The organism is Silvania sp. (assembly GCF_051656365.1).
Classification (GTDB): domain Bacteria; phylum Pseudomonadota; class Gammaproteobacteria; order Enterobacterales; family Enterobacteriaceae; genus Enterobacter; species Enterobacter hatchlandensis.
In genome coordinates, this window is record NZ_JBOGBT010000006.1 from 24896 (window position 1) to 36270 (window position 11375).

At 55.9% G+C, this 11375-nt stretch carries 11 protein-coding genes; 5 read left to right on the forward strand and 6 right to left on the reverse strand.

Annotation, left to right across the window (positions count from 1 at the left end):
* Positions 1-49: 49 nt before the first annotated feature.
* Positions 50-1033: an autoinducer 2 ABC transporter substrate-binding protein gene (locus tag ACRDD5_RS00790; protein WP_271282318.1), complete on the reverse strand. Its 984-nt coding sequence runs from the start codon at positions 1031-1033 to the stop codon at positions 50-52.
* A gap of 474 nt (positions 1034-1507) precedes the next feature.
* Between ACRDD5_RS00790 and ACRDD5_RS00795 the strand changes: the two genes are divergently transcribed.
* From ACRDD5_RS00795 to ACRDD5_RS00810, 4 genes are all read left to right on the forward strand, one after another.
* Positions 1508-2650, forward strand: a complete 1143-nt coding sequence (locus ACRDD5_RS00795) for a transglutaminase-like domain-containing protein (protein WP_438675601.1) — start codon at positions 1508-1510, stop codon at positions 2648-2650.
* Positions 2628-2984, forward strand: a complete 357-nt coding sequence (locus tag ACRDD5_RS00800) for a mercuric transporter MerT family protein (RefSeq protein ID WP_438675602.1) — start codon at positions 2628-2630, stop codon at positions 2982-2984. Before ACRDD5_RS00795 ends, ACRDD5_RS00800 begins: the two co-directional genes overlap by 23 nt.
* Complete coding sequence (locus tag ACRDD5_RS00805) at positions 2981-3271, forward strand: heavy-metal-associated domain-containing protein (RefSeq protein WP_438675603.1); 291 nt, start codon at positions 2981-2983, stop codon at positions 3269-3271. The genes ACRDD5_RS00800 and ACRDD5_RS00805 overlap by 4 nt, the downstream gene beginning before the upstream one ends.
* 250 nt (positions 3272-3521) lie before the next feature.
* A complete protein-coding gene (locus ACRDD5_RS00810) occupies positions 3522-5105 on the forward strand; it encodes a sulfatase-like hydrolase/transferase (RefSeq protein WP_438675604.1) in 1584 nt (527 codons plus the stop codon).
* Here the strand turns inward: ACRDD5_RS00810 and ACRDD5_RS00815 are convergent.
* From ACRDD5_RS00815 to ACRDD5_RS00835, 5 genes are all read right to left on the reverse strand, one after another.
* On the reverse strand, positions 5102-5818 hold the full coding sequence (locus ACRDD5_RS00815; RefSeq protein ID WP_271282323.1) for an ABC transporter ATP-binding protein: 717 nt from the start codon (positions 5816-5818) through the stop codon (positions 5102-5104). The genes ACRDD5_RS00810 and ACRDD5_RS00815 overlap by 4 nt on opposite strands.
* Positions 5815-6690, reverse strand: a complete 876-nt coding sequence (locus ACRDD5_RS00820; protein ID WP_271282324.1) for an ABC transporter ATP-binding protein — start codon at positions 6688-6690, stop codon at positions 5815-5817. Before ACRDD5_RS00820 ends, ACRDD5_RS00815 begins: the two co-directional genes overlap by 4 nt.
* Positions 6687-7976: a high-affinity branched-chain amino acid ABC transporter permease LivM gene (gene livM / locus ACRDD5_RS00825; protein ID WP_438675605.1), complete on the reverse strand. Its 1290-nt coding sequence runs from the start codon at positions 7974-7976 to the stop codon at positions 6687-6689. Before livM ends, ACRDD5_RS00820 begins: the two co-directional genes overlap by 4 nt.
* 11 nt (positions 7977-7987) lie before the next feature.
* Positions 7988-8902, reverse strand: coding sequence for an ABC transporter permease subunit (locus ACRDD5_RS00830; RefSeq protein ID WP_271268588.1), 915 nt, complete (start codon positions 8900-8902; stop codon positions 7988-7990).
* Between the two features lie 97 nt (positions 8903-8999).
* The gene (locus tag ACRDD5_RS00835; protein ID WP_271282326.1) at positions 9000-10121 is read right to left on the reverse strand and encodes a branched-chain amino acid ABC transporter substrate-binding protein; all 1122 of its coding nucleotides are present in this window, start codon (positions 10119-10121) and stop codon (positions 9000-9002) included.
* Between the two features lie 315 nt (positions 10122-10436).
* On the opposite strand from ACRDD5_RS00835, the gene ACRDD5_RS00840 reads away from it, so the two are divergent.
* The gene (locus tag ACRDD5_RS00840) at positions 10437-11102 is read left to right on the forward strand and encodes a YecA/YgfB family protein (RefSeq protein WP_271282327.1); all 666 of its coding nucleotides are present in this window, start codon (positions 10437-10439) and stop codon (positions 11100-11102) included.
* Positions 11103-11375: the final 273 nt, after the last annotated feature.

Sequence of the window (11375 nt, forward strand, 5' to 3'; positions counted from 1 at the left end):
CAGGGGCTCAGACAACACGCCCTTGTCAGAGGGCGTGCTGTCTGGCTGATTAATACAGACTATCGATATTCTCTTTGGTGACGCGCAGCACTTTATGGAATTTGATGATCCGTTTTTCGGTATCCACATCGGCTTTGCCAAGGTTCGGGATATCCAGCTCTTTGCCGATTGTTTCCCCTTTCAGGATCTTGTCGGCAACCGCCGTCAAGGCATAACCCGCAGAGGCCGGGTCGTAGGTGATCCCCATGGTAATGTCACCGCTTTTAATCAGCGAGGCGGCCTGGGAGGGGATCATCATCCCGTAGACAAACACTTTCCCTTTCGCGCGTTTCTCTTTCACCGCGCGGCCCGCACCAATCGGCCCCTGGGAACCAAATGACACAATCCCTTTCATATCAGGATGGGCTTTCATCAGATCGAGGGTGGTACGACGGGCATCGTCGATATTCTCGGCCACGGGCATGCGGTTGGTGACTTCAAACATCTCCGGGTAGTGCTCTTTTTGGTATTTAACAAATAAATCCGCCCACAAATTATGCTGAGGCACAGTCAGGCTGCCGACATAAATGACATAGCCGCCTTTCCCGCCCATCGCTTTCGCCATCTCTTCGACGTTATCGGCGGCGAATTTTTGGTTATCAATAATTTCAACATCCCAGTTGGCGCTCGGCTGTCCCGGCGATTCATTGGTTAATACCACAATGCCCGCTTCACGCGCTTTTTTGAATACCGGTTCCAGAACGTCGGCGTCATTGGGAACGATAGAGATCGCGGAGACTTTTTTCGCAATCAGGTCTTCAATGATTTTGACCTGCTGAGGAGCATCGGTACTGGAAGGGCCCACCTGCGAGGCTTTAATGCCGAGGTCGCTGCCTGCTTTCGTGACGCCTTCACCCATGCGATTAAACCAGGGCATGCCATCAATTTTGGAAATATTGACCACTTCAATTTCTTTCGCCATTGCAGCGGTGGAAAAAACCATCAGTCCCAGCAAGCCAGCAGACAATAATTTTGTTACGCACATTTTACTCATTTCATACCTCTGAATGGTGGTGAAAATAAAATAGAGTGATAACGTTGTTTGGCTGTTTGATATTGCGATGCGCATTTTAATATTAGGTGATGAACGTGATTCCCTCCCATTCAATATCCCCGTTTATTCAGTGGATAATAAAAGACAATTTAAGAATAAACAGTAGGGTTTTCATATTTATAATGTTATGGAACTATTGGCTTATGGCATGGACGATTATGCGAATGCGCAGGTTTGGGCGTCAGGTCACATCTTAACCGCCCGATAGGCAACCCCTGTTTTAATTGCGGTTATTTCCCTGTTTTTTGACCTCACGCCTGTACAATGTGGTTTGGATCACGCCTAATAACGGCGCTTCGATTTTTCATTCACAGTTAACAGGTCTGTTATTGATGAATAAACCCCATCGCTTCGCCTTGCTGCGCCTGACGCTGTCCACTGTGATGAACCTTCACCTTCAAAGGACAGGACCCCATGCTGCGTCGACAATTTCTTAAAAATAGCGTTCTTTTTTCTGCCGCAGGTTTAGTCGGCCCGGCCTTAGCAAGCCCCGCGGTACAGAGCCTGAAGCCGCTCGCCGCGCCGGCGATGCGTCGCCGCTTTGCGCTGTCGCAAACCTACAAACTGGCACCGCCGCAGGGCTCCAGCGGGGTGGTCAACCTGTGGATCCCGCTGCCGGTGGAGACCGCCTTTCAGCAGCTGACCGGGCTGTCGTTCAGCGGTAATTACCAGCAGGCGTACATCACCACCAACAACGCCTACGGCGCCAGAACGCTGTTCGCCAGCTGGCCGAAATCCGACGGCGAATTGCTGCTCCAGCTCGATCTGGAGATCGAAACCGCAGACTGGGAGCCGCTGAAACACGATGCGCTGAAAAACTGGCGCGCCCCGGAAGCGATCGTCTATCCCCTGGACGTTAAACCCTATCTGCTGCCGACAACCCATACCCCGGTTGATGGCGTCGTGCGTGAAACGGCAAAAAAAATTACCGGCGACGAACAGGATCCGCTCAAAAAAGCGCGTCTGATTTACGACTGGGTCAGCAGCCATATGGAACGCGATAACAACGTGATCGGCTGCGGGACCGGCGACGTGGCAACCCTTCTGCAAAGCGGCAAGCTCAGCGGCAAATGCACTGACATGAGCTCGGTGTTTGTGGCGCTGGCGCGGGCCAGCGGGATCCCGGCGCGCGAGCTGTTTGGTATTCGCCTGGGTAGAGCCAACAAGCTTGAGCGCTACTCCGCCAGCGCCTTCGGTAAAGCCGACAGCGCCGGCGTGGCCGACGTTAGCGGCGGTCAGCACTGCCGGGCAGAGTTCTATCTGGCGGGCTACGGCTGGCTGCCGTGCGACCCGGCGGATGTCACCAAAATGCGGCTGGCCGAGAAAAAGTCCCATCAGGATCCTGACGTGCAGGCGGTGAATACCTACCTGTTTGGCAACTGGGAAATGAACTGGGTGGGCTTCAATTACGGGCGCGATTTCGAACTGTATCCGGCGACGGAGCAGGGGGCGATGAACAACTTTGGCTACCCGTATGCTGAAGTGGACGGCGATCCGCTCAATTTTTACGATCCGAAAGTGTTCGCGTATCAGTATGTCTCAACAGAACAACGCTAAAAGCGCGGGCGTGACCCTGGTGACGGCCGCTGCGGCTGCCGTCACCGCCGGACTTTGCTGCGTCGGGCCGCTGCTGTATCTGCTGTTTGGCATTTCGGCGGCCGGTTTTGCCGGGCTCAGCCAGCTGGAATTTCTGCGAGTCCCGATGATCGTCCTGTCGCTGGGGCTGATGCTGCGCGTCTTCTGGCGGCTCTATTTCTCAAAACGGCTGTGGTGTACCGGCCGGTTAACGCTCGGGCAGATGCGTTTTCTTTTCTGGCTGATACTGCCTTTCATGCTGCTGATCCTGTTCTATCCGACGGTGATCGCCTGGTTTTACGAGGTGTTTGAATGAAACGACTGGCGCTGATCGCCTGCTTATTCCTTCCGCTGTTCGCCCAGGCGGCGAATCAAAAAGTGGTGCTTGATGTGCAGGGCATGACCTGTTCCCTGTGCGTCATATCGGTGAACCAGGCGCTGCGGGAAACGAAAGGGGTGATCAAAGCGAAAGCTTCATTAAAGACCCGGCAAACCGAGGTGATTGTGGCGGAAGGTTTTCCGACCGACACACTGGTAAACGCCGTTGCTAAAACGGGATATACGGCGTCAGTGAACCGTATTGATAAACTGCCAGTACAATAACGTTAATCATGGCTTAAATATCCATCATGCTCAGTGAGTCTTGCAGAACAAATTACAAGACTCATCATCACCCGAACGGGTGATTTATTCATTATTATGATACTCGTTGCGCTTGCGGAATATACTTCTGCGTGGCGTTGATATTCTTATCCTGCGACTCTATCTTCTGTAATATTCTGTCATCTCGCTCAGCCGTGTTCTCCATCCTGTTATCAGGGTTCGGAGCGGGCTCGTGTAAATCAGGGTAAATATGAACATAGCGGCTAAATATACCCTGTTGGTGCGCGGCATTACGCTTAATCCGTGGATACCCTTTTATTTCCTGCAATCGCTGGTGATAAATTTTTCGTTTGGCTATTCCTTTAGCCTGCTGCATACGCTGGCATTTAGCTGCCTGTTATTTGTGCTGTGGCGCGTCACACCCCGCCTGCAAAAGGGGGTTGTGGCTATTTGTAGCCTGCTGGCTGCGCTCTATTTCCCCTTTGGCATGACCTACGGTGCACCAAATTTCAATACATTACTGGCTTTGCACGCCACTAATTTCACTGAATCCACGGAAATTATTACGCTATTCCCGTGGTATAGCTATTTAGTTTCCGCTGCGATTATCGTATCCGGCGTTATTGCCCTGCGGCGTAAAATTACACCGCAAGATAGCTGGCGCCGCGTCGATATACTGTGTCTGGTATTCTGTATTGCCTGTCTGTTTGCGGTTCCGGTTAAAAATCTGCTGAAGTGGGGCCATTTCAGCCTGATGGATACGGGATATCCCGTCTTCCGCTTTGTGAAAGATGTAGTAATTAATAATCAGGAAGTGGTCAATGAAAAAGCGCGGATGCTGGAGCTTTCCAGGCAAAAGGATTCCTGGCAGGTGCTGACCGTTAAACCCCGCTACCAGACCTACGTGGTGGTAATTGGTGAGAGCGCCCGGCGGGATGCGTTAGGTGCCTTCGGCGGCCAGTGGGACAATACGCCGTTTGCCAGCACCGTTAACGGCACGCTGTTTCTTGATTTTATCGCCTCCAGCGGCTCGACGCAGACTTCGCTCGGGATGTCATTAACCCGGGTTGTCGACGGCGTTCCGCACTATCAGGACAATATTGTCTCGCTGGCGAATCGCGCGGGATTCCGCACCTGGTGGTTCTCCAATCACGGGCAAATTGGGGAATACGATACCGCCATTGCCAGCATCGCGAAACGCGCGGATGAAGTGCAGTTTCTGAAAAAGGGGAATTACGAGGAAGGGGAGGATACCCGGGACGACTCGCTGCTGCAGATGACCGCCCAGGTCCTGTCGACTCCCGGCCCCGAACCGCGAATGATCGTCCTGCATCTGCTCGGCTCGCACCCGCAGGCCTGCGAACGCACCCAGGGGAAATATGCCGAGTTTGTGCAGTCGAAAGAGACCTCCTGCTATCTGTACAGCATCACGCAAACCGACACCCTGCTCAAACAACTCTATCAGCAGCTGCAAAAAACGGGCGACAGCTTCTCGATGGTCTATTTTTCTGACCACGGCCTCACCTATAAAGCCCGCCTGACCGGAGGGCAATATATGGCCCATGGCGACCAGTACCAGGAGAACTATCAGGTGCCCATGATGGTGATCTCCAGTGACGACAAGGCGCGTCGACTGATCAACGCCCGCCGCTCAGGCAACGATTTCCTCTATTTCTTCTCTGACTGGACCGGTATTCAGGCCAAATTGTTGACGCCAGACTATCAATTTGTCTCGGAGCAGGCGGCGGGCCCGGCCTGGGTGACAAACTTTAAGCTCGAGAAAGTCGACTATTCCCAGCTCCCCAGCGATCTGTCAGAAGCTGGCGTGAACTAAACCCCGCCGAGATAGGCTTTGCGCACGTCCTGATTGCCCAGCAGCTCCTCGCCGCTGCCGCTCAGGCGGATCTGACCGTTCACCATCACGTAGCCGCGATCCGAGAGCTTCAGCGCGTGGTGCGCATTCTGCTCGACAAGGAATATCGTCATCCCGTTGCGGGCCAGTTCGCGTAGCGTCTGGAAGATCTGCTTCACCACAATCGGCGCTAGCCCGAGGCTCGGCTCATCCAGCAGCAGTAATTTCGGCCGACTCATTAATGCCCGGGCGATCGCCAGCATCTGCTGCTCGCCGCCGGACATGGTCATTGCCCGCTGTTTGCGCCGCTCTTTTAAGCGCGGGAACAGGTCGAACATGCTCTGCAGATCCTGCGCCGCATACTGATTGCCGACGGGGATGGTACCCATTAGCAGATTCTCTTCCACAGTCATATCCGGGAAAATACGTCGGCCTTCCGGGGCCTGGGCAATGCCGCCCGAGGCCACGTAGTGCGTCGACTTATGGCTGATGTCCTCCCCGCAAAACAGGATCTCCCCGCTGCGCACCCGCGGCTGGCCGAAAATTGACATCAGCAGGGTGGATTTTCCCGCGCCGTTGGCGCCAATCAGCGCTACGGTCTCGCCGGGGTTGACCTGCAGGGAGACCTGTTTGAGCGCCTGGATAACTCCGTAGAACACATCCACCTGGCGAAACTCCAGCATCGGCTCACTCATAGGCTAACCTCGCTCTCATCGGTGCCCAGATACGCGGCAATCACCTTGTCGTCGTGCTGGATCTGCTCTGGTTTGCCCTCTGCAATCACGTCCCCGTGGTCGAGAACAATAATGTGATCCGATATCTCCATCACCATCCCCATATCATGTTCAATCAGCAGGACCGTGATGCCGTGATGGTCGCGCAGAAAACGGATAATTTTACTCAGGGTGCGCGTCTCCACCGGGTTCAGCCCGGCGGCCGGTTCATCCAGACAGATCATCTCCGGCCCGGTACACATGGCGCGGGCGATCTCGAGTCGCCGCTGCTGGCCGTAAGACATCTCCCCCGCCAGCCGGTTGGCGCAGTCCACCAGATCCACCACCTCCAGCCAGTAAAAGGCCCGGTCGAGGGCGTCGTTTTCTGCCCGGCGGTAGGCGGGCGTGTTCAGCACCCCGGCCAGCAGATTGCGGTTAACCTGCATGTGTTGGGCTACCAGCAGGTTCTCCACCACCGACATTTCGCGGAACAGGCGGATGTTCTGAAAGGTTCGCGCCAGCCCGGCCCGGTTCACCAGATGGGTGCCGCCAAACATTTTGTAGAAAATGCGCTGCCCCAGCTGTGCCGGATTGACCCAGTCGCCGGGCTGGAATTTTTGCCCAAGGATCTGAATCACGTTGGTGGTCTTGCTGCGGGTGTTAAACAAAATGTTGCCGCCGGAGGCTTTATAAAAGCCGGTCAGGCAGTTAAAGACCGTGGTTTTACCCGCACCGTTTGGCCCGATCAGCGCGGTGATGGAGCCGCGCTGCACCGCAAGATTGACGTCGTTGAGCGCCTTGATACCGCCAAAGTGCATCATCAGGTGCTCAACGTTCAGGATCATATCGCTCATGGTGCCACTCCCTTACGCACCGCAAAGCCGCTGCGGTTAATACGGATTAGCCCACGCGGCCGCCAGATCATCATCACCACCATCAGCACACCAAACAGCAGGACGCGGTACTCAGCGAAGGTGCGCAGCAGTTCCGGGGTGACGGTGAGTACAAACGCCGCCAGCACCACCCCGAGGGTGGAGCCCATCCCGCCGAGCACCACAATGGCGAGGATCAGGGCCGACTCAAAGAATGTGAACGAGGTCGGGTTGACGAACCCTTGATAGGTGGCGAAGAACACCCCGGCAATACCTGCCGTGGAGGCCCCCAGCGTAAAGGCCGACAGCTTCACCAGCACGTGGTTAAGACCCATGGATCGACAGGCAATTTCGTCTTCACGCAGGGCTTCCCAGGCCCGGCCAATCGGCATCCGCGTCAGGCGGTGCTTGATGTACAGCACCAGCAGCACCACCAGCAGCAGGATGACGTAGATGAAGATGAACTTCAGGTTGGGGTTAAACGTGGTATTGAAAAACTCATGGAACGGCACGCCGCCGTCCTTAGCCCGACGGCCAAACTCAAGGCCGAAGAGGGTAGGGGGTGGGGCTGAAATACCGTTTGGGCCGCCGGTAAAGGTCAGCCAGTTGTTCAGCACCAGGCGGATAATCTCCCCGAAGCCGAGGGTGACAATCGCCAGATAATCCCCGTGCATGCGCAGCACCGGGAAGCCGAGCAGCGCCCCCGCAGCGGCGGCCATCAGCGCCGCCAGCGGCAGCATGGTCCAGAACCCGAGCCCCAGATACTGGTAGCCGAGCGCCAGACCGTAGGCACCAATGGCGTAAAAAGCGACGTAGCCGAGGTCCAGCAGGCCCGCGAGCCCGACCACGATATTCAACCCGAGGCCGAGCAGAACGTAAATCAGCCCGAGGATCGCCACCGTCAGCACGTATTTGGTGGCGACAAACGGAAAGCAGACAGCCAGGGTGACAATCAGCGGAATAATCCAGCGCATCCGGCTTTTGTATTCCGGCGGGCGCACATACACCCCCGAATTATCGTTATCAAAGCGCGCGGCCACCCGGCGGCCCATCGCGGTCATCAGAAAGGCGCTGAGTAAAAAACGGCCGGTCATCACCGTGGCAATGATCCACACCAGTCGCTGGCCTTCAAAGTTAAAGCTGTAGCCGTCCAGCACTACGCCTGCGACCGGGCCAAAAATGATTAACGCGACCATGCCCGCAAAAATGGCATCGAGGACGCAGCGTTTAAGCGAAAAACTGTCGTGAGAAGCGGTCTGCGATGTCATCGTTGATTCCCTCACACCTTGGCCACGACAGGGCGGCCAAGCAGTCCCTGAGGACGGAAAATAAGGATCACCACCAGCAATCCAAAGGAGAACACGTCTTTGTAATCGGAGTTCACCATCCCCGAAAACTGCGCTTCGGCAATCCCGAGGATCAAGCCTCCCAGCATTGCGCCGGGCAGCGATCCGATCCCCCCGAGGACGGCGGCAGTAAAGGCTTTAATGCCAATAATAAAACCGGCGTAAAAATCAAAGGTGCCGTAGTTCATGGTGATCAGCACCCCGGCCAGTCCGGCCATCGCCGCGCCAATCACAAACACCAGGGAAATGATCCGGTCGGTATTGATGCCCAGAATCGACGCCATCTTGCGATCCTGCTGTACCGCGCGGCACATCCGCCCTAAGCGGGTATGGCTGATTATCCAGGTCAGCAGCAGCATCCCGGCAAACGAGGCGATCAGAATGAACACCTTGGTGTAGGTGATCTGGACAAAACCTTCGCCAATATGAAAGCGCAGCACGCCGTCGAGCAGGGTCGGTACCCCTTGCTGACGCGGGCCCTGGCTTATCTGGGCGTAGTTTTGCAGGATCAGGGACATGCCAATCGCGGAGATCAGCGGCGCCAGGCGCGTGGAGTTGCGCAGCGGTTTGTAGGCGATACGTTCGATGGTCCAGCCGTAAACCCCCGTCACCACGATGGTGAACACCAGCGTGCCGAGGATCAGCAGCGGAAACGACTCCAGCCCGAAGAAAGAGAGCAGCGCCAGGCCGATGGCGCAAAGATAGGCGGAGATCATATACACTTCACCGTGGGCGAAGTTAATCATGCCAATTATGCCGTATACCATGGTGTAGCCGATGGCAATCAACCCGTACACGGACCCCAGCGTTAAGCCGTTTATCAACTGCTGCAGAAAGAATGTTTCCATCGCTGCGCGCTCGTGTAATAGGCCGCCTTGCGAACGGCCTGAGGATTATTGTGCGTCGGCATGCGCACATGCCGACGTTGAGCGTGACTCCTTCCCGTTACTGCACTTCCTTATATTTACCTTTGTCGTCCCATTCATACACCACGTAGTCGGAGACTTTCAGGTCGCCTTTGCTGTCCCAGGATTTTTTGCCCATCACCGTATCCACCGGGTTGGCTTTCAGCCAGGCGCTGGCCTTGGCCGGATCGGACCCACCGGTGGCTTTGAATGCCGCAGCAATGGCCTGCACAGAGGCGTAGGAGTAAAGGGTATAGCCTTCCGGCTCGAATTTGCTGGCGCGGAATTTCTCGATAACGGCCTTGCCTTCCGGGATCAGGCGCGGGTCTTTACCGAAGGTCATATAGATGCCGTTGGTGTATTTCGCGCCCCCGGCAGCGGTGACCATCTCTTCGTTGACGATGCAGTCACCGGAGAAGAATTTGGCCTGCACCCCTTGCTCACGCATCTGGCGCACCAGCGGCCCGGCTTCCGGGTGACAGCCGCCGAAGAACACCACGTCCGGCTTCTGGGCACCAATTTTGGTCACCAGCGCGTTAAAGTCTTTTTCACCGCGCGACAGCCCTTCGTACATCACATCCTTGACGCCGTGTTTGGCCAGCGCCGCTCTGGTGGCGTCCGCCAGCCCCTGGCCGTAGGTGTCTTTGTCATGAATGATCGCCACCCGTTTGGCTTTCAGCTTGTCGACAATAAAGTCACTGGCGACCTGGCCCTGCTGATCATCGCGCCCGCACATGCGGAACATATCGCTCATGCCGCGTTCGGTGATCAGCGGGTTGGTCGAGCCCGGGGTGATGGCGAGCACGCCCGCGTCGTTATAGACCTCAGAAGCGGGCATCGTCGAAGACGAACAGAAATGTCCGACCACGGCTTTGACTTTATCCTGGTCTACCAACCGGTTAGCCACCGACACAGCCTGCTTAGGTTCACAGGCATCATCCCCCTGCACCAGCTTGATTTTTTCGCCGTTGATTCCCCCGGCGGCGTTGATGTCTTCTGCGGCCTGGGTCGCACCGTGCCAGTATTGATCCCCGTAGGTGGCGTTAGGTCCGGTAAACGGCCCGGCAACGCCAATGACGATATCAGCCTGGGCGGAAAATGCCGTCACCAGGCAACCTGCCAACATAAGAGAAAGCGGACTTCTGATAAATTTCAGCGACATGTGTACGTACCTTTCAGGAGGTTTATATAACGGCGTTCAACGTCAGCAACATTAAGCAAAAGGGTTGCCAGAATTGACGGCGCGCCGCTGGGTTTCGACAATTTTCAGTATAGAGCGCCGTTTTACGCCCCCCCGGCGCGGTGAAGTGAAATTACAGCGGGGATCACATCTCATTAACAATAAGAGACATAAGTTATGCGAGGGTCACGATCCGTGCAGTTATGCACCATCATTGCCCGTCTGGCGCAACAGCGCGTGTTAAGGGGCGTTCTGTGCTACCCTGCACCCAAATTTCTATTCTGCTGGAGAATGACCATGACTGAAGGTCCGTTAAATGAAAATGAGCTGGAGTGGCTGGAAGAGACGCTGATGACGTACGGCCATGACGAATCTGTGATGGACGTTTCAGAGCTCGACGGCATGCTGACAGCGGTACTCTCGGGCCCGGTAGTGGTTGAGCCCGATCGCTGGCTGGTGGCGGTATGGGGCGGCGAGAAGCATATTCCGCGCTGGAAGAACGATCGCGAGATGAACCGCTTCCTCGATCTGTGCTTTAAACATATGAATGATATCGCCGAGCGCCTGAGCGACTATCAGGATCAGTTTGAGCCGGTATTTGGCGAGAATGACGTCGACGGCAAGAGCTATACCGTGGTGGAAGAGTGGTGCTTTGGCTACATGCGCGGCGTGGCGCTGACCGACTGGTCGATGCTGCCGCACTCGCTGCAGGCGGATCTGGATGCCATTGCGCTGCACGCTTCGGAAGAGAACGTTGAACGTCTGGAAACCTTCACAGAGGAAGAGTTCCACGACAGCGTGGAGGCCATTCGTCCGGCGGCGCTGCGCCTGTACGACTACTGGAGCGCCAATCCTCAGCAGCCAACGACGCAGCAGCCGGTCATTAACGGCACCAAAGTGGGCCGCAACGATCCTTGCTCATGCGGCAGCGGCAAAAAGTTCAAGAACTGCTGCTTACATTAATAAGAAAGGACTCATCGAGATGAGTCATGCTGGTCAGTTAAGCATTGAGGATTGTTCCGTTCACTTTATGTTCAGCAGATTATAGTAGCTTCACAGCACGTGAACGTGGGAAGGGGGTCACCGCGACCCCCTTCCCAATCCCCGCGGCCCCGCGACGAAATCGGTGCTTCGCACTACGCTCACCTCACGACCTCCTGCCTGCGGTCGGCTCAACTCGACATCCTGTCTCGCGTCGCCTCTGTCCGCCATCCCTGGCGTCCAGCCCTTGTCATC

What these genes read in the sequence shown, in the direction of transcription:
- ACRDD5_RS00790 (WP_271282318.1), bottom strand. Translation starts at nt 1,033, where the DNA reads ATGAGTAAAATGTGCGTAACAAAATTATTGTCTGCTGGCTTGCTGGGA.
- ACRDD5_RS00795 (WP_438675601.1), top strand. Translation starts at nt 1,508, where the DNA reads ATGCTGCGTCGACAATTTCTTAAAAATAGCGTTCTTTTTTCTGCCGCA.
- ACRDD5_RS00800 (WP_438675602.1), top strand. Translation starts at nt 2,628, where the DNA reads ATGTCTCAACAGAACAACGCTAAAAGCGCGGGCGTGACCCTGGTGACG.
- ACRDD5_RS00805 (WP_438675603.1), top strand. Translation starts at nt 2,981, where the DNA reads ATGAAACGACTGGCGCTGATCGCCTGCTTATTCCTTCCGCTGTTCGCC.
- ACRDD5_RS00810 (WP_438675604.1), top strand. Translation starts at nt 3,522, where the DNA reads ATGAACATAGCGGCTAAATATACCCTGTTGGTGCGCGGCATTACGCTT.
- ACRDD5_RS00815 (WP_271282323.1), bottom strand. Translation starts at nt 5,818, where the DNA reads ATGAGTGAGCCGATGCTGGAGTTTCGCCAGGTGGATGTGTTCTACGGA.
- ACRDD5_RS00820 (WP_271282324.1), bottom strand. Translation starts at nt 6,690, where the DNA reads ATGAGCGATATGATCCTGAACGTTGAGCACCTGATGATGCACTTTGGC.
- livM (WP_438675605.1), bottom strand. Translation starts at nt 7,976, where the DNA reads ATGACATCGCAGACCGCTTCTCACGACAGTTTTTCGCTTAAACGCTGC.
- ACRDD5_RS00830 (WP_271268588.1), bottom strand. Translation starts at nt 8,902, where the DNA reads ATGGAAACATTCTTTCTGCAGCAGTTGATAAACGGCTTAACGCTGGGG.
- ACRDD5_RS00835 (WP_271282326.1), bottom strand. Translation starts at nt 10,121, where the DNA reads ATGTCGCTGAAATTTATCAGAAGTCCGCTTTCTCTTATGTTGGCAGGT.
- ACRDD5_RS00840 (WP_271282327.1), top strand. Translation starts at nt 10,437, where the DNA reads ATGACTGAAGGTCCGTTAAATGAAAATGAGCTGGAGTGGCTGGAAGAG.